The following is a 20,170-nucleotide window of genomic DNA, read 5'->3' as shown; positions in this document are numbered from 1 at the left end:
TGGCGGGCCGCCCCTGCAGGCGGCCCGCCGCGTCACCGTCCGGAGGAGCGCATGCGACAGCACAGGACGCGAGTGAAGATCTGCGGTGTGACCTGCGCCTCCGATGCGCAGGCGGCGGTCGCCGCCGGTGCCGACGCCGTCGGCGTCGTCCTCGCCGACGGCCCGCGCAGCGTCTCGATCGATGAGGCGCTGGCCGCCCTCGAGGTCGTACCGCCCTTCGTGGGACGCGTCGGGGTCTTCGTCGACGCGCCTCTCGATGAGGTGCGCGATGCCGCGAGCCGGTTGCGCCTCTCGGCGGTCCAGCTCCACGGCGACGAGGACCCGGGCTACTGCCGCGAGGTGGGAGTCTCCGTCATCAAGGCGTTCAAAGTCGGCACGGGGTTCGCTTTTCCGGCCATCGAGCCCTTCCGGGGCTCCGTGGCCGCCGTACTACTCGACACACTCGTGACCGGCAAAGACGGCGGGACCGGCATAACCTTCCCCTGGCAAAGCATCACGGATGTCCCCGGTTGGGCCACTCTCGTAATCGCGGGCGGATTGACACCCGTGAACGTCGGCGCGGCGATGAACGCGATGCGCCCGTTCGGCGTCGACGTCTCGTCGGGGGTCGAGGAGCGTCCTCGTCACAAGGACCGCGAGAAGCTGCGGGCCTTCGTGGCGGCGGTCCGCGCGGCGGACGAGGCGGCGTCGTGACCGGCCTCCATGGCGTCCCACCGATCGGCCCTGACGCGAGAGGCTTCTTCGGCGCGTACGGGGGGCGGTTCGTTCCCGAGACCGTCGTCCCGGCGCTCGACGAACTCGAGATAGCCTTCGCCGACGCCCAGGCGGACCCCGAGTTCCGCGCAGAGGTCGCCAGGCTCCTGCGCGACTACGTGGGCCGTCCGACGCCACTCTGGAGTGCCGAGCGCCTCGCCGCCGCGGTAGGGCTGGGGGCCGTCCTCCTCAAGCGCGAGGACCTCGCGCACACGGGCGCGCACAAGATCAACAACACCGTCGGCCAGTGCCTTCTCGCGAAGCGGATGGGCAAGGACAGGGTCATCGCGGAGACGGGCGCGGGGCAGCACGGCGTGGCGACGGCCACCGTGGCGGCGCTGCTCGGTCAGAAGTGCTGCGTCTTCATGGGCGTCGAGGACGTGCGGCGGCAATCGCTCAACGTCTACCGCATGCGCCTGCTCGGCGCCGAGGTCGTGCCCGTCGAAGAGGGCGGGGGGACGCTCGCCGACGCCACCACCGCCGCGCTGCGGCATTGGGTGGAGCGCGTCGAGGACACGTACTACGTGATCGGCTCGGCTGTCGGACCACATCCGTATCCCAGCGTCGTGCGCGCCTTCCAGTCGGTGATCGGGGAGGAGACCCTCGCACAGCTTGCGGAAAGGGACGAGGACATGCCCGACGCCGTCGTCGCGTGCGTCGGGGGAGGGTCGAACGCGATCGGCATGTTCCATCCCTTCATCCGGGATGTCCCCGCCTCGCGCCGCCCGCTGCTCTTCGGCGCGGAGGCCGCGGGTCTCGGTCTCGACACCGGGCGCACGGGCGCCTCACTCACGCTAGGAACGCCCGGGGTGATGCACGGCTTCTTCTCGTACCTGCTCCAGGACGAAGCCGGCGATCCGCTCGAGGCCTATTCGATCTCCGCGGGGCTGGACTACCCCGGCGTGGGGCCGGAGCACGGCAGCCTCAAGGACGCCGGGCTCGTCCGATACCTGCCGGTGACCGACCGCGAGGCGCTCGACGCCTTCGAGCTGCTCTGCCGGACCGAGGGCATCATCCCGGCGATCGAGTCCGCGCACGCGCTGGCCCTCCTGCCTCGTCTGGCCGACGAACTCGGTCCCGAAGCGCGAATCGTCGTCAACGTCTCGGGCCGTGGGGACAAGGACATCGACATCGTGCGGGAGGCCGGGCTCGGTGGCTGAGCGTGCTGGCCGGCTCGGGCGCGGGTTCCCGAAGGACCGCGCCGCCCTCGTCTGCTACCTCATGGCCGGCTACCCCGACCGCGCGACCTCCCTCCTGGCCGTGCGGGCCGCCGTCTCGGCGGGCGCGGACGTGGTGGAACTCGGAGTCCCGTATGCCGACCCGCTGGCGGACGGCCCGGTCATCGCCCAGGCGGCCAAGGCTGCGCGGGCGGCGGAAGGGGGCTTCGGACTCGCCGAGACCATCGGTCTCGCGCGCGAGACCGCGCTCTCTCCCGACGCGGTCGCCGGCGTGCCCATCGCGCTGATGACGTACTTCAACCCGATGCTGAAGTTCGGGCTCTCCCGGCTCGCGAACGAGGCGCTCGAGGCGGGGGTCTCAGGATTCATCGTCCCCGATCTTCCGCCCGACTCGGCCGGAGAATGGCTCGCGGTCTCGCCGGATCTGGACACCGTCTTCCTCGCGGCCCCCACCTCAACGCCGGAACGGCTCGCGCTCGTGGGGTCGTCGTCGCGGGGATTCGTGTACTGTGTCTCGACCACGGGGGTGACCGGGGAGCGCTCGGAGTTGCCCTCGGGGATCGACGCCCTCGTCGCACGCGTGAAGGCCGCCACGACGCTGCCGGTCGCGGTCGGATTCGGCGTCTCGACACCAGCTCAGGCCGCCGCGCTCGCGCGGATCGCCGACGGGGTGGTCGTCGGTTCGGCGCTCGTCCGGCTGCAGGCCGACCCCGCTGCGCTCGGGTCGTTCGTCGCCGAGCTCGCCTCGGCGGTGCGGGAGCCGGCGTGACCGAGTAGGTGCTACGCTTGGGAGGACGTCGACCCCCAGGAGATGCCGGCCGTGCGACTAGCCCTCGCCCAGATCGATGTGACCGTCGGCGACCTCGACGGCAACGCAGCGCGCGCGCTCGACGCGATAGGGCGCGCCGAGTCCGCGGGGGCGACATTCACGCTCCTGCCGGAGCTCGCTCTCACCGGCTACCCGCCCGAGGACCTCCTAGCGAAGAACCACTTCGTCGACGACGGCCTCGACGCGCTCGAGCGCGTCGCATCGGGCTGCAGGCATTCGACGCTCGTGGGCTTCGTCGACCGCGACGAACGCGGGCTCTACAATGCGGCGGCGCTGTGCGGCAACGGACGGGTGCTGCGCGTCTACCGCAAGCGCCGGCTGCCCAACTACGGCGTCTTCGACGAGGAACGCTACTTCCTGCCGGGCGACGACGACGGCCTCATCGAGCTCGGAGGCGACATGTTCGCGGCGACGGTATGCGAGGACGTCTGGGATCCCGGCATCGTCTCAGGTCTGGCCCGGCAGGGCGTCAGACTCGTGCTCAACATCTCGGCTTCCCCGTTCCACGCGGGCAAGGGACTCGAACGCGAGGAGATGTTGCGCGCCCGCGCTCGCGACTGCGGCGTCTGGCTCGCGTACTGCAACCTGGTGGGGGGGCAGGACGAGCTCGTCTTCGACGGGAGGTCGGTCGTCGTCTCTCCCGAGGGAGAGGTCGTCGCCCGGGCACGTGCTTTCGAGGAGGACCTGCTCATCGCGGACTTCTCGCCGCGTGGGAAGCTCGGCGCGTCGGGAGACGTCGCCCCGCTGCTCGCGGGCCCGGAGGAGGTCTACGCCGCGCTAAAGGTCGGACTCGGCGACTACATGCGCAAGAACGGGTTCGGGCACGTGGTCGTCGGTCTCTCCGGCGGCATCGACTCGGCGCTCACCGCCACGCTCGCCGTCGACACGCTCGGTCCACAGCGCGTCCACGGGGTCCTGATGCCGTCGCGGTACTCCTCCGCCGGCAGCGTGGACGACGCCCGCGCGCTCGCGGCGGCGCTTCATATCGACGCCGCCGAACTCTCGATCGAGCCGGCGTTCCAGGCGCTCTTGGGCACGCTGGACCCGGCGTTCGGGGGCCGGGCGGCGGATGTGACGGAGGAGAACCTTCAGGCCCGCGTCCGGGGGACGCTCCTCATGGCGCTCTCGAACAAGAACGGCTGGCTCGTTCTCGCGACCGGCAACAAGTCCGAGCTCTCCGTCGGCTACTCGACGCTCTACGGCGACATGGTGGGCGGTTTCGCGCCGCTCAAGGACGTCTTCAAGACGCGCGTCCAGGAGTTGGCGGCCTGGCGCAACGCTGCGGGGGCGGTAATCCCTGAGGCGACGCTGGCCAAGCCTCCGTCCGCGGAGTTGCGCGAAGGGCAGGTCGACGAGGACACGCTCCCGCCTTACGCGGTCCTCGACAGCATTCTCGCCGCATACGTCGAGCAGGACCGGTCCGTCGACGAGATCGTCGATGCGGGACACGATAGGAGCATCGTCGAACGGGTGTGCCGGATGGTCGACGCCTCCGAGTACAAGCGGAGGCAGGGGCCGATGGGCATCAGGGTCACCCCGGGGGCGTTCGGGAAGGACCGCCGCATGCCCGTCACGAACGGCTATCGTCGCTGAACCGCTCGTGGGGTGACAACGCTTTCTGGACAAGGTACCCTCTGTCTTGGGAGGGCCGCGGTTGCCGACGCGGTTAAGTGAAGTGGGGAAGCTCTACGATCTCATGACCGAGGTCGACAAGGTCATCGACCAACGCGGTCTCGACGCATTCAAAGTCAAGGGACAGATGAGCCTGAAGGCGGGGTTCTTCGTCAGCCTTGTCACGCCGTCGATGCCCGATGACGATGTGAAGATGAAGGCTCTGCTCGACGCTGCGCGAGAGGTCCTCGGGGTCACCCTGCGCGCGTGAATCCCTCTTCAGTCAGCAACCCTCGGCCGTCTTGCGGTCGTGTCGTACCCGTGTGCCCGCCACATGATCGGCGGAGTTCACGATCATCGTCTCGCTCGGCGGGCTGCGATGCTTCAGCATCGCGACCGTGGCGGCTCCTACGCCGACGACGATGATCCCCGCGTGACCGAAGAGCAGCACCGCGGCGATGAACGGTGCGGGCAGAGTCGAGACGCTCGTCTCGCCCGCATAGATGTCGATGACCAGGGCTTCCATGAGCATGGCGACGATCCCTAGCCCGCGACGAACGGTACCGGCTCGACGCGGCGGAACGCTCGAGACGCGCTACGATACGCGTATGCCCGGTACGCCAGACCTTCACTACGTCCGCGCCGGCGACGTCCTCCTTAGCGAAGCCGCCGCTCTGCGCTACTCGGTGCTCCTCGAGCCCTTCGGAGTGTCTGCCGACGGCGATCGGGACGACGCCGATCCCGCGTCGACGCATCTTGTGGCGGTCGAGGACGGCAAGGCCGTCGGATATGCTCGTCTCATCGCCATGCCTGACGGTTCCGCCCGCATCCGCCAGGTGGCCGTCGAACCGTCCCGGCAGCGTTCGGGGATCGGTTCGTCGCTCGTGCTCGAACTCGTAGGACTGGCGCGCAGACGGGCCATCCCGCTCGTCTGGCTCGAGGCGAGGGTCACGGCCATCGCCTTCTACGAGCGTCTCGGCTTCAAGGCTCGCCCGGGTGTCTTTCCTTCCGGTAGGACCGGGCTCCCGCACGTCCGGATGGAACAACCGTTGCGCTGAGCGTCGGGCGCGGTCCTCTGCTGGCGTGCTGGCCTCACTTGCCCTACCCTGGTGGGTGCGCTGCGAGTGCCCGCGGACCGGTCCGCGGGGAGCGCGAGCGGGGGAAGCCCGACGCTTCAAGGAGGAGGGACCATGCCCAGCATCACCCGTGAGCAGGTCCGAGTGCCCGCCGATGTCCCGGCGGCCGCACGGGAGACCTACATCGACAACTACCTTGCCGCCACGCGCGGCACCGGTCGGCTCATGCTCTACGCCTGCGACCAGAAGATCGAGCACCTCAACGACGATTTCTTCGGTGAAGGCATCTCGCCCGAGGACGCCGACCCGGAGCACCTTTTCCGTATCGGCTCGCAGGGGGTGTGCGGCGTGCTCGCCGGGCAGCGGGGGCTCATCGCCCGCTACGCCGCGGACTATCCCGACATCAACTACCTCGTGAAGATGAACAGCAAGACGCACCTCGTGAAGACGTCGCAGGAGGACCCGTACAGCCCGCAGCTGTACGACATCTCGACCGTCCTCGACCTCATCGACAACGGCGTGAACGCCGTGGGCGTCGGGTACACGATCTACCTCGCTTCGGAGTACGAGGCGTCGATGATGACCGAGGCCGGACAGCTCATCGCCGATGCGCATTCGGTCGGGCTCGTCGTCGTGCTGTGGATGTACCCGCGCGGCAAGGCCGTCTCGAACGAGAAGGACGCCCATCTGATCGCCGGCGCCGCCGGCGTCGCATGTTGCCTCGGCGCGGACTTCGTCAAGGTCAATCCGCCGAAGGGCAACGAAGAGAAGACCAGCGCCGAGTTGCTCAAGGAGTGTGCGCTCGCCGCGGGCTCGCCTCGCGGGACGAAGCTCGTCTGCGCCGGCGGCTCGACGGTCGACGCGAAGACGTTCCTCAGCCAGCTCTGGGAGCAGATCCACGTCGGTGGCGCCGAGGGCAACGCGACAGGCCGCAACATCCACCAGCGTTCGCTCGACGAGGCCGTCCGTCTCACGAAGGCGATCTCGGCGATCACCCTCGGAGACTGGAGCGCCGATGACGCGCTCGCCGTCTTCGAGGGCCGGAAGGACTACTCGGTCTAAGTGTCGATCGCGGACTGGTTCAAGGCGCGCGAAGACCGCCGCTATACCGTCGCGGGCGCCGTCGCGAACCGTTCCGAGCTGCCCGACGGCGTATGGCAGAAGTGCCCCTCGTGCAGCCGGATCATCTACCAGGGCGACCTCGAGCGGGACCTCGAGGTCTGTCCGCAGTGCGGTCATCACGGCGTGCTCGCGGCCGAGAGGCGCATCGCGCTGCTGGCGGACGAAGGGACCTTCGAGGAGACGGACGCCGGCATGTCCGCGTCCGACCCGCTCGGGTTCACCGCGGCCAAGTCGTACACCGAGAGTCTTGCGGTCGCGCGGGAGCGCACGGGGATGCGCGAGGCGTTCATATCCGGACGGTGCTCGATCGGGGGTCACCCCGTCATCGCCGGCGCGATGGACTTCCGCTTCATCGCCGCGTCGATGGGCTCCGTCGTCGGAGAGAAGGTCGCGAGGGTGTTCGACCGCGCGCTCGACGAGCGCCGCGCGGTCGTGATCGCGACCGCGTCGGGTGGCGCGCGGATGCAGGAGGGCATGCTCTCCCTGATGCAGATGGCGAAGACCGCCGCCGCCGCGAGAAGGCTCTCCGATGCGGGACTCCCGTACGTCTCGGTGCTGACCGACCCGACCTTCGGTGGCGTCACGGCGTCGTTCGCGACGCTCGCCGATGTCATCCTCGCGGAGCCCGGCGCGCATGTGGGTTTCACCGGTCCTCGGGTCATCGAGCAGACCATCCGGCAGAAGCTGCCCAAGGGTTTCCAGACCGCGGAGATGCTCGAGACGCAGGGTCTCATAGACGCCGTGGTCCCGCGGGCGGAGATCCCGAAGACCGTCGCGACGATCCTCGGCCACCTCATGGCGGGAGTGGCGCCATGACGCGGTTCGTGATGGAGTTCGAGCGACCGCTCTACGACCTTGAGGCGAAGCTCGAGGAGCTGCGTCGGCTCGACGTCAGCGAGCGGCCCGAGCTCGCGACCGAACTCGAGGAGCTCGCCGCCGACGTCGAGTCGCTTCGCGCGACGCTCTACGCCGACCTCGGTCCTTGGGAGCGGGTCCAGGTCAGCCGTCATCCCGACAGGCCCCACACGCAGGATTACGTCGCGGCGCTGTTCGCGGACGTCTTCGAGCTGCGCGGAGACCGCTCGGGTTCGGACGATCCCGCGATGTTCGCCGGGCTCGGCTCGCTCGAGGGACGGCGCGTGGTCGTGCTGGGACACCGCAAGGGCAAGACGACGAAGGAGAACATCGAGCGCAGGTTCGGCAGCGCGCAGCCGGAGGGCTTCCGCAAGGCTCGGCGCGCGATGCTGCTCGCCGAGCGGTTCGGTCTGCCCGTCGTCTCGTTCGTCGACACGCCGGGAGCGCATCCGGGCATCGAGGCAGAGGAGCGCGGGCAGGCGTGGGCTATCGCGGAGAACCTGGCGACCCTGTCCGCTCTGCGCGTGCCCGTCGTGATCGTCGGCATCGGCGAGGGCGGGAGCGGGGGCGCGCTCGCCATCGGGTTCGGCGACCGTCTCATCATGCTCGAGAACTCGTACTACTCGGTGAGCAGCCCCGAGGCCTGCGCTTCCATCGTGTTCAAGGACTCGTCGAAGGCCTCACAGACCGCCGCGAGCCTGTGCCTCACGGCCGCCGACCTCGTCGGACTCGGCATCGCGGACGAGGTCGTCCCCGAGCCCGCCGAGGGCGCGCACCGCGATCCCGGCCTTGCGTTCGAGCGGGTGCGCGACAGTGTCGTCTCGGCGCTCGACGATCTCGCAGGCAGGCTTCCCGATGACCTGGTCGCGACTCGACAGGGAAGACTCTCGCGTGTAGGGGTCTTCGTCGACGAAGGTGTGTGAGGAGGCGTGGCGATGGGCAGCGAACGGGTCGTCAAGCGAGTGGGGATGCTCTTCTCCGGCGGTCCGGCACCCGCCGCGAACGCGGTCATCTCGGCCGCCGCACTCTCCTTCCTCAACGCGGACATCGAGGTGATCGGCTTCCTCGACGGATACGAGAACCTCGAGCGGTGTTGCGAGAGCGGCCCGCTCGTCGAGGGGCGCGATTTCGTGCGGCTGTGCGTGAACGACGTGTCGGGCATCCGTAACCGCAAGTCGATCATCCTGCGGACCTCGCGCGCGAATCCCGGAAAGCACATCTCCTCGCTCGAGGACCTCACCGACTCCGCCAAGAACGAGAAGCTGCGAGCTGTCTTCCGCGGGCTCGAGTCGCTCGAGATCGACGCGCTCGTCTCCATCGGCGGAGACGACACGCTCAAGACCGCCAACTACCTCTATCTCATCCAGGAGGTCATGCCCGAACTCCGCCGCGTGAAGATCGTCCATCTGCCGAAGACGATCGACAACGACTACTACGGTATCGATTGGACTTTCGGCTTCACGTCCGCGGCGAACTTCGCGGCGACCGAGATACGGAACATCTCCGCGGACGCGCAGTCGACGAAGTCGTGGTACGTGCTCGAGCTCATGGGCCGCAAGGCCGGCTGGCTCACGTACGCCGCGGGTATCGCCGGAGAGGCGACGCGGATGCTCAGCGTCGAGGACGTCGACGGCGAATGGGACTTCGAGGCCGCCGCCTCCGACCTCGTCGACCTGATGGCGGTGCGCATCGCCGACGGCCGGGAATACGGCATCATCTGCGTCGCCGAGGGACTCGCGGAGCGGCTCCCGGACGACCAGCGGCCCCAAGAGGTCGACATGCACGGGAATTCGATGCTCGGGACGGTCCAGATAGGCGAGCACCTCGCGAAGGCGATGGAGCGCGTCTATCTGGCGCGGACCGGTGAGCCCATCAAGATCCGCAGCAAGCAGATCGGGTACGAGACGCGGTGCACCGAGCCCGTCGCGTTCGACATCCTCCTCGGGAGTCAGCTCGGGGTCGGCGCCTTCCGGGCCATCGCGAAGGAGGGCCTCACTGGGATGATGGTCAGCGTCCGCGATCAGCTCCAACTCATCTTCGTGCCCTTCGCCGAACTCATCGATCCCGAGACGCTGAGGACGCGCGTGCGTTTCATCGATCGCGAGAGCGACTTCTACAAGCTGGCCCGGGCGCTCGAGTACCAGCGCGGGCACGACAAGGCCTGACGCACGGCTCTCGGGCACGCGCGTCGACACGGGTCTCCTGTGGCGTGCGGCGCGCTCGATATCCGGGACTCCCTCGGGCTTCCGGTCAAGGGGTATCGCGAGCACGGTGAGGAGTACGGCCGGTGGTGAGGTCGCCATTCGGCGCACTTGTCGCGGGGGTGCTACCGTTCGTCGGTTTCTTTCAACCGTTGACGAGGGACATCCCTGGTTAGAGATTGTGCGCGGGGCAAAATCGGAGTATCCAGGAGGAGTACGAAAATACGTGCACGCATGTCCTGATCCCGGGGAGGGTTACGTCATGAACACACGCAAGGTCAACTCGGCCGCTCGCCGGCTCGTCGCGCTCGTCGCGATGGTCGCGCTCGTGGCCCTCGTAGTGCCGGTCTCGGCCGGTGCCGCGCTGCCCGCGAAGACGGTGGCAAAGCCGTCTCTCAAGGTGCAGGGGGCGACAGCTAAGAAACTCGAACACAACAAGCCGATCCCCGGCTTCAGTGACAAGCATGCGAAGAAGCTCGAGCCGACCCCGGGCGCGAAGCCGGGTGACGACGACATCTCGGGCGCGACGGCGATCCCGGCCTCCGGGTTCACGGGCACCGTCCAGGGATACACCGGCTCCGGCACCGACCCCTACGACTGCTATAGCGTCTACCTGACCGCGGGGACGACGTTCAACCTCACCATGACGGGGCCGTCGAACGACATCGACGTCTACCTCTTCGGGATCGGCTCGACCTCCGTCGCGGGCTGGAACCAGGTTGCCGGTTCCGGCGGCGGCACCTCCTACGAGAACTTCACGTACACGCCGACGACGTCCGGCACCTACTACGTCATCGTCGAGGCTCACTACGTCCCGACGGCATCCTCGTACACCGTCACGTGGTCCGGCGGCACGTCGTCGGGTGGCGGCGGGACCGTGACCAGCGGTGACAACGACATCTCGGGCGCGACGGCGATCCCGGCCTCCGGGTTCACGGGCACCGTCCAGGGATACACCGGCTCCGGCACCGACCCCTACGACTGCTATAGCGTCTACCTGACCGCGGGGACGACGTTCAACCTCACCATGACGGGGCCGTCGAACGACATCGACGTCTACCTCTTCGGGATCGGCTCGACCTCCGTCGCGGGCTGGAACCAGGTTGCCGGTTCCGGCGGCGGCACCTCCTACGAGAACTTCACGTACACGCCGACGACGTCCGGCACCTACTACGTCATCGTCGAGGCGCACTACGTCCCGACGGCATCCTCGTACACCGTCACGTGGTCCGGCGGCACGTCCACCGGAAGCACGGGGCCGCCGCCCGACGGCGGCGGGGTCGTGACCGACAACGACATCTCCGGCGCGATCGCGCTGCCGGCGTCCGGGTTCACGGGCACCGTGAACAGTTCCTCGGATACCTACGACTGCTACGTCGTCTCCCTCACGGCCGGCCAGTCCTTCACGGCCGGCGTCACCGGTCCCTCGAGCACCGACTTCGACCTGTACCTGTTCCCGCCAGGATCGACGCATGTGGCGAACTGGAACACCGTCGCGGCGGCTGCCGCCGGCACGGGCTCCTATCCCGATCAGTTCACGTACACGCCCACGACCTCCGGCACCTACTACCTGGTCGTAGAGGCGCATAGCGGTTCCGGGACCTACAGCGTGACGTGGTCGCGCGGCTCCGGCGGCGGGACCACCGGCTCCGACAACACCATCTCGAGCGCCGTGGCGATACCCTCCTCGCCGTTCTCCGGCACCGTGGTCGGCTCGACCGGCTCCGGCACCGACCCCTACGACTGCTACAGCGTCTACCTGACCGCGGGCTCGACCTTCAACCTGACCATGACGGGGCCGTCGAACGACATCGACGTCTACCTCTTCCCGCCGGGATCCACCGCGATCTCGAACTGGAACAACGTGGCTGGTTCCGGGGGCGGTTCCTCCAGCGAGAACTTCACGTACACGCCGACGACGTCCGGCACGTATTACCTCGTCGTCGAGGCGCACTACGTGCCGACGGTCTCCTCGTACACCATCACCTACTCGACCGGCGGCGGCTCCGGCGCGACCGATGCCGCGAACGACATCCCCAGTGCCGTGACGGCTCCTGCGTCCCCGATCAGCGGCTCGCTGACCGACGGTTCGGACGACTGGGACGTCTATGCGGTCGCCCTCACCGCAGGCCAGCCGCTGTCCGTGAGCCTCACCGGCCCCTCGGGCTCCGACTTCGACCTCTACCTCTACGCGCCCGGCTCCGGCTCGGTGAACACAGCGGACGAGGTGGCTGGGGCCTACGGCACGTCCTATCCCGACCAGTTCACCTACACGCCCACGACTTCAGGGACGTACTACCTGTGCGTCTACAGCTACTCGGGCAGCGGCGCTTACAGCCTGACGTGGCGCACGTCCGGCGGGACGACCGGCTCCGACGCCGCGAACAATATCCCCGGCACCACGGCCCCCGCGTCGCCGATATCCGAGAGCCTCGGGACGGGTGACGACTGGGACGTCTACGCCATCTCGCTCCAGTCGGGGCAGCGGTTCGCCGCCTCCCTGAACGGACCGGCCGGCTCCGACTTCGACATGTACCTCTACGCGCCGGGCAACACCACGATCAACGGCGGGACGACCGTCGCCAGCGCGAACGGAGTTACATATCCCGACACGCTCGACTGCGCGATAACGCGGACAGGGACGTACTACCTCGCGGTCTACCGCTACTCGGGGACCGGCGTGTACTCGCTCACCTACGCCGCCACCGGTTCGTCGGGCGGCACCGGTGACGCCGAGCCGGCGAACAACAACATCCCGGGTGTGGCACTGCCGTCACCCTCGCCCGTCTCCGGCTCGCTCGACGAGAACAGCGACACCGCGGACGTGTACTCGGTCACGTTGGCCGCCGGCGAGACCATCCAGGTGATCCTGACCTCCCCCGACGCCAGCACGGACTTCGACCTTTACCTGTACGGCCCCGGGGCGACCTCGATCTGGGTCGACTCCGCGGTAGCCGAGGCGGCGGCGACCTCCTACCCCGACACGTTCTCGTTCACCGCCAGGACGGCCGGCACGTACTACCTGGAGGCGTACGCGTACTCCGGGTCCGGCAGGTACTCCCTGGCCTACACCAGGGGGACGGTGTCCGCTCCGGACAACAACATCCCCGGCGTCGCGGCGCCTGTCTCGCCGATCTCGGGCGACCTCGCCGACGGCACGGACGATTGGGACGTCTACTACCTGGATCTGACCGCGGGCCAGCAGCTCACCGCATCGCTCACGGGCCCCTCGGGCAGCGACTTCGACCTCTACATGTTCGGTCCGGGGGCGACCTCGGTGCAGTCGGCGTCGGCTGTGGCCGTCGCCAACGGCACGGCGTATCCGGACACGTTCACGTTCACGGTCCCGACCGGAGGCAGCGGGCGCTACTATCTCGGCGCCTACTGCTATTCCGGTAGCGGGAGCTACTCGCTCACGTACAGTCGCACGACTCCCAGCACTTCCGACGGCAACAACGACATCCCCGGTCGCCCCATCCCGGCGAGTCCTGTCAGTGAGGGTCTCGACCAGACCTCCGACAGGGCCGACGTCTGGAGCATGTCGAACGCGCAGGCCGGAGAGACGCTCTCGTTCGACCTGACCGGTCCCGCCGGCAGCGACTACGACCTCTACCTCTACGGTCCGACGGCGACCTCGGTATACACCGCGAACGCGGTGGCGGCCGCGACGGTCGTCGGCAACGACACGCTGCGCTACACCGTGCCGTCCGGAGGCGCGGGCACCTACTACATGTGCGTGTGGGGTTATAGCGGCACCGGCTCCTATTCGCTCGTCTGGTCCCGCTCGAGCGGGACCGGCGGCAGCGTCGGCGGCGCCCCCGACAACGAGATCCCCGGCGTGGTCGCGCCGGCTTCGCCCGTGTCCGGCCATCTCGGCCCGAACACGGCGAGCGGCGAGGCGACCGACCCGGCCGACGTCTACCGTCTCGCCCTTGCGGCGGGGCAGCGCCTCACCGTGAGCCTTTCGGCGGCTAGCGGCACCGACTTCGACATGTACCTCTTCGGTCCCGGCTCGACGTCGATCTACCGCGATTCCTACGTCGCCTATGCGAACGCGACGACGTATCCCGATCGGTTCACCTTCGACGTCCCGGCGGGTCGCGCGGGCACCTACTACCTGTCCGTCTACCAGTACAGCGGAGCGGGCGACTACACGCTCACCTACGGTCTTGGAGTGGGTGAGACGCGCATCGGCGCCGATCCCACGTACATGAGCTTCTCGGCGCCTCCTGGGGTCAACCCGGCGGCCCAGCAGCTCGCGATCACGAACGCCGGCGCGGGCACTCTCACGTGGCGCGTGACGGAGTCCTCCGACTGGCTGAGCGTCTCGCCGGCCAGCGGCACGAACACCGGCCGCGTCACCGTCTCGGTGACCCCGGGCGATCTTCGCGCGGGGACCTACGTCGCCAACATGACGATCACCGCCGCGGGCGCCGTGAACTCTCCGATGACCGTACCGGTCCGGCTCACGGTCGGTTCGAACAGCGGTGGCGGCAAGTACGCCGTCCTCATCGGCATGCAGGACTACCCTGGCGTCGCCAACGACCTGCAGTTCCCGCACAACGACGTCTCCGACATGCGGTCGATGCTCATCAACCAGGCGGGCTACGACCAGTCGAACATCCTGGTGCTCCAGGACTCGCAGGCCACGCGCGCCGACATCCAGCAGGCGATCACGGGCTGGCTCGACCCGCTCGAGAACGCCGACAGCCAGGTCGCCATCTACTACTCGGGTCACGGCTCCTACACGATGGACACGGCTCCGATCGACGAGCCGGACGGCCGTGACGAGACGATCTACGTCTACGACGGCAACATCACGGACGATACGTTCGGGACGTGGATGGACACCCTCGAGAGCAACCACATCATGGTCGCCCTCGACAGCTGCTACAGCGGCGGCTTCATCCGCGGGCAGTCCGGCTCGGGCGACCGCGTCAAGTTCATGAAGCCGGGGCCGATCGCACCCGCGACCGCCGTTTCGGCGCGGAGCTTCCTCGCCCGCAACGGTTTCGCTCGCGATCTCGACGATGGCTCGGGCCGCGTGGTCATCAGTGCGTCCGACTACAACCAGACGTCGGTCGAATCGCCCTCGATCCAGAACGGTGCGTTCACCTACTACTTCGTGGAGGCGTTCGGCGCCGCGACGGCCGACTCCAACTCCAACTCCTGGATCAGCGCCCAAGAGGCGTTCGCCTACACCCAGCCCCTCACGGCCTCGAACTACCACCACACGCCGCAGATGCATGACGGTCACAGTGGTGCTCTCGAAGTCGTCGACCTGTCGGGTGGTACAGGCACCGGCGATGGCACCGGCGAGGAACCGCCGACGGCGCTCTCGACCGACCTCGAGTTGTCCGACCCGGGCAGCGTCCCCTACGGCGGCGGCATGATCACCGCCACGCTGCGCACCTCGGACGGCGAGCCGATCCCCGAGCGTGACGTGCGCCTCGAGTCGTCGACCGACGGCGACACGTGGGAAGAGACCGACACGATGGCGACCGATTCCGACGGTGTGGTCGAGTTCAACGTCGCGCCCGAGGGCTCGGTCTCGTACCGCGCGGTCTTCGAAGGCGATGACAACTACGACCTCGCCGAGTCGAACCAGGTCGATCTCATGCAGCGCGTAGCGCTGACGCAGCCGGCGGTCCCGGCGGGCACGCGGTACATCAACCGCGCGTTCACCGTGTCCGGCTACCTCAGCCCGCAGCACACGGTGGGCGCAGTGAGCGTACGCATCTACACGTGGCGCTACGTCTCCGGCAGGTGGGTCGCCGGCACGACATTCTCGATGCGCAACGCCAACTCCGGGTCGCGCACACGCTACGCTGGGGCCGTCACGCTCCGGGCGAGAGGTTCCTGGCGGATGCAGGCGGTCTACTCAGGCAACAGCAACTACGCTCGCACGTCGAGTTCGTATCGCACCCTGACGGTGCGCTAGCTTCGCGATAGAACGACACCTACGCTCCGCGGCGGCGGGGACTTCTCGAAGTCCCCGCCGCCGCGCCGTATCGTCTGGTCGTGCAAGTGCGAGTTGAACGCAGCCGCTACCTCACGGTCACGTAGTCGTATCCGCTCGACCATGTGGCCCTTTGGCCGGCATCGGCGGGGTGGTACGCCCGCAGCCTCCACGCGCCAGCGTAGGTCAAACTGATCGAAGCCGCGTACTTCGAGTAGGTGGAGTAGTTCGAGGCCCTGGCTGTCGTGTTGCCGTAGCTCCTCCAGACGCCGCTCACCTTGCGCCACTTGTAGATGCGCACCGGATAGGTCCCGGAACCATGTCTCGGCTTCAGGTAGCCGTAGACGGTGTAGTACCGCGAGCGGTACATCGTCGACGGCGCGACGGGGTTACCCACGTATGCGACGGGCGTCACCTTCACGTAGTTGCTCGCGCTCGACGCGGGAGCGTCGCCATCGCCGGCGAAGCTCACCTTGTAGTACGTCGCCGAGGACGGCCTGACGGTGAAGGAGAAGGCGCCTCCTGCGGTGGTCGTGGCCACGGTCGTGCTCTGGACGAAGCCGCTGGTCGAGCCCGAGGTCCACAAGCGCATCGGTTTGCCGGCCAGAGGGGCGTCCCGATAGGTCAGAGTCCCCGTCACGACACAGCTCTGGTCGTACGATGCCAGCGTCCTGGAGACGGAGGTGATGGTGGCGGTGCTGTGGGGCAGTGTCTTCAGGATCGAGCCGTTCCCGCCCACTATCCATGTGTCACTGCCGAAGGAGTCGACAGCGGTGATCCCGACCTTGGTCCCGGTCGAGCCGCTATCGGCATTGGTGGGATCTGCGTTGAAGTCCCAGCTCGATCCGCCGTTCGTGGTGTGGGCCGCGAAGTCGTGGCGGTACGAGCCGAGCAGGTTCGAGGCGTTCTGGCGGCCCACTATCCAGCCGTCGGTGGGGCTCGAGAACTTGAGGTCGGTGATGCGGAAAGTGGCGAGGTAGGGGCTCAGCGTGACCGCGTTCCAGTGCGCGCCGCCGTCGGTCGTCTTGAATAGGTTGGCGAACGAGTCGGCTGCGTAACCGGTGTTCGCGTCGACGAAGTCGAGCTCCTGCAGGCTCCCGCCCGTCGTGGCGACGGTCTGGGTGGTCCAAGTGCTGCCGCCGTTGCTCGTGCGCATGACGTAGCAGTTCGTGTTCGGGCTGGTGCTGAGTGCCATCCAGCCGTTGTTGGCGTCGACGAAGTCCACGTCCCAGTGGAAGCCGTCGTGAATGACCTTGTTCCAGGTCGCGCCGCCGTCGGTGCTGCGCCAGAAGTAGCCGAATGTGTGATCGGTCGCCCAGCCGTCGTCCGCGTCGGCGAAGCACACCTCGTCGGCCGCCATGTCGGTCTCGACCTGCGACTCCCATCTGGCGCCGCCGTTGGTGGTCTTGAGGACGCTGGGCCCTCCCGAGGACGGGCTGCCGACGATCCAGCCGGTCCGTGGATCGTTCTCGAGGAAGAAGACGTCCTTCATGTAGATGTTCCTCGACGACATGTCCTCGACCGTCCACGATAAGCCGCCGTTGTTGGTGCTGGCGTAGTCGTACGGTGTGATCGCATGACCGCTCGTGGCGCTCGTGAAGTCGACGGACGAGTAGCCCCGCTCCGTGGAGTCGGCGTAGCGGGGCTGGAAGCTCGCGCCGCCGTCGGTGCTGCCGACTACCTTGATGTTGTCGATGGCGAATATCGCACTGGAGGACGGGGCGTCGAGGTCGTAAGGCGACCGGTTGGGAGTCGTGGTGCAGTACACCCAGCCGGTGGCGCCGCTGTTCGTGGTCTTGTAGAGCTTGCCCGCCTCAGAGGTCGCGTACGCGGTGGAGCCGGTCAGGTCGCCGTCGACGACGCAGACTCTCTGGACCGGGTCGCCTGAGGCGTTGCCCACGGTCATCGTCGTCCAGCTCGAGCCCGCGTCGGCCGTCAGCAGCACGTCGCCGCCGGTCACGACGTAGACCTTCGTGCCGTTGACCGCGGCGATCGAGTCTGTCCAGTGCGCGGTGTGGGCGGTGCCGGTGAATGTGCGCTGCGTCCAGGTCGCGCCGCCGTCGGTGGTCTGCAGGTAGCCCTCGAAGATCCCTCCCATGTATGCATGCGTGGAGCTGGCCGCCGCGACGAGGTCAGGCGAAGCGCCTGCGGGCAGGACCTGCGAGGTGACCGACGTGCCCCCCGTCGTCGTGTGCCAGACCTTGTGGTTCCCCACGATCCAGCCGTTGTTGGCGTCAGCGAAATCGACGCTCGCGTACGAGATGTAGTTGCCGCTCATGTCCGTGTACCAGGCGCCCGTCCGGGTCCACGTCGCCCCGCCATTCGTGGTGCGGTAGACATGCTCCCCGGCCGAGACCCACCCCTTGTTCGCGTCCACGAAGCACACGTCGGTCGCGTCGTTGACGTTCGTCTCCGCGCCCTGAGGGACGATCGGGCCCTGCTGCGTCCAGGCGTAGCCGCCGTCGGTGGTCTTGATGACGGTCCCGTTCGCGCCCACCGCCCAGCCGGTGTTCGCGTCGACGAAGTCGATCGCCGCCAGAGGGTTGCCTTGCGGCGACGGCTGCTGCCAGACGAACCGCTGCGATGCATCCAGCGGTGTCCAGCCCACCACGGCTTGCGTCACGGAAGACGTGAGGCCGACCAGTGATGCGGCTAGAAGCAATGCGGGCAGGATGCGCTTCATGACGACCTCCAGACGCTGGATGACACATGCGCTTTCCGGGACAGGGGTAGCACCGTCCGTCACACCATTATTCCCGCAAACCTCTTGCGTGATGCTGGGTGTGGTGGCGGCGCAGCGCGCGACCGTGCTCTCGCTCGTCTCGTTCTTTCGGATGCGTGAAGGACGGCGGCACGGACCGGGTTCGGCTCGTCGCGAAGGCGGCGAGCGATGGTGCCCGGGGCGGGGATCGAACCCGCATGGCCTTTCGGCCACCGGTTTTTGAGACCGGCGCGTCTGCCTGTTCCGCCACCCGGGCCTGTGGGCGACGTCGCCCATGATAGGGCAAGCTCACGCCGTGGTGCCAGCAGAGTGCGAGGGGGCCGGGGAAAGCGCAGGGCCGGCGTGCCACTCGCCGGCCCTGGTGGATCGATGGCGCTGAGCGTCAGACCGCTCGGGCGAGGTGCGGCACCGCCTCCACGGCGTCGGCCTGCAGGCTTCGGACGAGATCGGCGACGAACGCGCGTACGATGCGCCGGTCGAATTCCGTCCCAGCGTGCTGGGTGAGGTACTCGGCCGCGTCCCGGATCGACATCCGCGGCTCGCCGCGGCGCTCCGAGGTCAAGCGCTCGTACTCGTCGCACACGCTGATGATGCGTGCGGCCAGCGGGATGTCGTCGCCTCCGACGTGCGTGGGGTATCCGGACCCGTCGAGTCGCTCGTGATGGGAGAGGATGGCGGTCTGGACGTCGTCATCGAATCCCGCGCTCGCGGCGAGCCGGGCTCCGAGCGCCGTGTGCGCTTCGAGCATCCCGCGCTCCGCGTCGGTGAGGTCGCGCCGCGCAGCGACGACCGCTTCGGGCACCTCGAGCATGCCCACATCGTGGAGGAGAGCGGCGCTGCGGACGTCCTGGAGCTGTACGGGCGTGAGACCGAGCCTGCGTCCGACCGAGACCGCGCGCGCGGCGATCTCCGTGGAGTGGCGCAGATAGTCGGGCTTACGAAGATCGACGAGGTGAGCGAGCGCCTCGAGCGTGCCTCTCAGCTGGGAGCGGACCTCTTCGAGCAGTTCGCGGTTCTCGAGGGCGAGTTCCATGACGCGCCCGACGAGACGCAGCCCACCGAGGTCCTCGTCCGTGAAGGCGGGGCCGACGCGCCACATCACGGCGACGGTGCGCAAGCGGTCCCGAACGCGCAGGGGGACCGTCAGGGTCGCCGTGCCCGATGCCGCGTCCGCCGCGGAGATAGGACGGCCTTCGCGGACGGACTCCACGGACGCGCGGATGACCGCGCTGAGTGTCTCTGCTCCCTCGTGGGCGGGATCGGTGTGGATGACGACGTCATCGCCGACGATGGCGACCGCGTCCGCGCCGAAGTGCTGTGCGGATTCCTTCAGCAACCAGCGCATCCCGTCTTCCTGGGAGAGTGAAGTCATGAGAGTGGCCGCACGGTGCGCGAAGGCGAGTCGATCATAGGAGCGCTGCACTTCGGCCTTGGCTTCCGCGAGGCGGTCGTGCACCTCGGTGATCTCGTTCCGCAGGCGGCGCGAGGTGTCGGCGAGATAGAGGACGACCATGAGCACGAAGCCGGTGATCAGCGTTCTCGCGATATCGTTGCGCAGCACCCACAGCTGCGACGAGCCCAGGTTCGACAGCAACGCGAATCCGAAGAGCCCGACCACGCCCACCAGGGCGAGGATGATCACGTACGCGAGGTAGCTGACCTGGACCTCACGGTCCAGCAGTGACTTGATGTCTCGTCCCCTGGCTGTCATCGTCTCCGACCTCCGATGCGAAGTGGCTTCCGTTCATCTATTCCGACTATCGTCCGGTGACAGACCGGCGTGCACAATGGGTGGACGAACGGTCGTGGCTCATTCAAGTGAGGCCGGTTAAGTTGCCGTTCGTCATGCTGGCGTATACTCGTT

Annotated in this window: 14 protein-coding genes and 1 tRNA gene; 11 read left to right on the top strand and 4 right to left on the bottom strand. The window is 68.0% G+C overall.

Going from position 1 to position 20,170, the window contains the following annotated elements; all coding sequences use genetic code 11:
* Nucleotides 1-51 precede the first annotated feature (51 nt).
* The 5 genes from WC971_05990 (at nucleotide 52) to WC971_05970 (ending at nucleotide 4,642) form a co-directional block, all read left to right on the top strand.
* A complete protein-coding gene (locus tag WC971_05990; protein ID MFA5844367.1) occupies nucleotides 52-693 on the top strand; it encodes a phosphoribosylanthranilate isomerase in 642 nt (213 codons plus the stop codon).
* Nucleotides 690-1,913 carry a tryptophan synthase subunit beta gene (trpB, locus tag WC971_05985; protein MFA5844366.1) on the top strand — a complete coding sequence of 408 codons (1,224 nt, stop codon included), beginning with the start codon at nucleotides 690-692 and terminating at the stop codon, nucleotides 1,911-1,913. The genes WC971_05990 and trpB overlap by 4 nt, the downstream gene beginning before the upstream one ends.
* Nucleotides 1,906-2,700, top strand: a complete 795-nt coding sequence (gene trpA, locus WC971_05980) for a tryptophan synthase subunit alpha (GenBank protein MFA5844365.1) — start codon at nucleotides 1,906-1,908, stop codon at nucleotides 2,698-2,700. Before trpB ends, trpA begins: the two co-directional genes overlap by 8 nt.
* A 42-nt stretch (nucleotides 2,701-2,742) precedes the next feature.
* A complete protein-coding gene (locus WC971_05975; GenBank protein MFA5844364.1) occupies nucleotides 2,743-4,353 on the top strand; it encodes an NAD+ synthase in 1,611 nt (536 codons plus the stop codon).
* A 61-nt stretch (nucleotides 4,354-4,414) separates the two neighbouring features.
* The gene (locus WC971_05970) at nucleotides 4,415-4,642 is read left to right on the top strand and encodes a hypothetical protein (protein ID MFA5844363.1); all 228 of its coding nucleotides are present in this window, start codon (nucleotides 4,415-4,417) and stop codon (nucleotides 4,640-4,642) included.
* Nucleotides 4,643-4,654: 12 nt separating this feature from the next.
* Here the strand turns inward: WC971_05970 and WC971_05965 are convergent, their stop codons facing one another.
* A complete protein-coding gene (locus WC971_05965; protein ID MFA5844362.1) occupies nucleotides 4,655-4,903 on the bottom strand; it encodes a hypothetical protein in 249 nt (82 codons plus the stop codon).
* Between the two features lie 76 nt (nucleotides 4,904-4,979).
* On the opposite strand from WC971_05965, the gene WC971_05960 reads away from it, so the two are divergent.
* The 6 genes from WC971_05960 to WC971_05935 all read left to right on the top strand — a co-directional run bounded on the left by WC971_05960 (nucleotide 4,980) and on the right by WC971_05935 (nucleotide 15,566).
* Nucleotides 4,980-5,429 (top strand): GNAT family N-acetyltransferase, encoded by a 450-nt coding sequence (locus WC971_05960; protein MFA5844361.1) that lies wholly within the window; start codon nucleotides 4,980-4,982, stop codon nucleotides 5,427-5,429.
* A 132-nt stretch (nucleotides 5,430-5,561) separates the two neighbouring features.
* Nucleotides 5,562-6,509 (top strand): aldolase, encoded by a 948-nt coding sequence (locus WC971_05955; GenBank protein MFA5844360.1) that lies wholly within the window; start codon nucleotides 5,562-5,564, stop codon nucleotides 6,507-6,509.
* Nucleotides 6,510-7,385 (top strand): acetyl-CoA carboxylase, carboxyltransferase subunit beta, encoded by an 876-nt coding sequence (gene accD / locus WC971_05950; GenBank protein ID MFA5844359.1) that lies wholly within the window; start codon nucleotides 6,510-6,512, stop codon nucleotides 7,383-7,385.
* Entirely contained in the window at nucleotides 7,382-8,347 is a 966-nt protein-coding gene (locus WC971_05945) for an acetyl-CoA carboxylase carboxyltransferase subunit alpha (protein ID MFA5844358.1), read from the top strand. Before accD ends, WC971_05945 begins: the two co-directional genes overlap by 4 nt.
* 12 nt (nucleotides 8,348-8,359) lie before the next feature.
* Nucleotides 8,360-9,589, top strand: a complete 1,230-nt coding sequence (locus tag WC971_05940) for a 6-phosphofructokinase (protein MFA5844357.1) — start codon at nucleotides 8,360-8,362, stop codon at nucleotides 9,587-9,589.
* 298 nt (nucleotides 9,590-9,887) lie between these two features.
* Nucleotides 9,888-15,566: a pre-peptidase C-terminal domain-containing protein gene (locus tag WC971_05935; protein ID MFA5844356.1), complete on the top strand. Its 5,679-nt coding sequence runs from the start codon at nucleotides 9,888-9,890 to the stop codon at nucleotides 15,564-15,566.
* Between the two features lie 106 nt (nucleotides 15,567-15,672).
* On the opposite strand, the gene WC971_05930 is transcribed toward WC971_05935, so the two are convergent.
* From WC971_05930 to WC971_05920, 3 genes are all read right to left on the bottom strand, one after another.
* Nucleotides 15,673-18,267 carry a YCF48-related protein gene (locus tag WC971_05930; GenBank protein MFA5844355.1) on the bottom strand — a complete coding sequence of 865 codons (2,595 nt, stop codon included), beginning with the start codon at nucleotides 18,265-18,267 and terminating at the stop codon, nucleotides 15,673-15,675.
* 208 nt (nucleotides 18,268-18,475) lie between these two features.
* A tRNA-Leu gene (locus WC971_05925) sits at nucleotides 18,476-18,562 on the bottom strand.
* A gap of 126 nt (nucleotides 18,563-18,688) precedes the next feature.
* The gene (locus tag WC971_05920; protein ID MFA5844354.1) at nucleotides 18,689-20,017 is read right to left on the bottom strand and encodes an HD domain-containing phosphohydrolase; all 1,329 of its coding nucleotides are present in this window, start codon (nucleotides 20,015-20,017) and stop codon (nucleotides 18,689-18,691) included.
* Between the last annotated feature and the right edge of the window lie 153 nt (nucleotides 20,018-20,170).

This window comes from Coriobacteriia bacterium, from assembly GCA_041658765.1.
Taxonomy (GTDB): Bacteria; Actinomycetota; Coriobacteriia; order Anaerosomatales; family JBAZZO01; genus JBAZZO01.
Note: the sequence above shows the minus strand (reverse complement) of the source record. Positions and strands in the feature narration are given on the sequence as shown.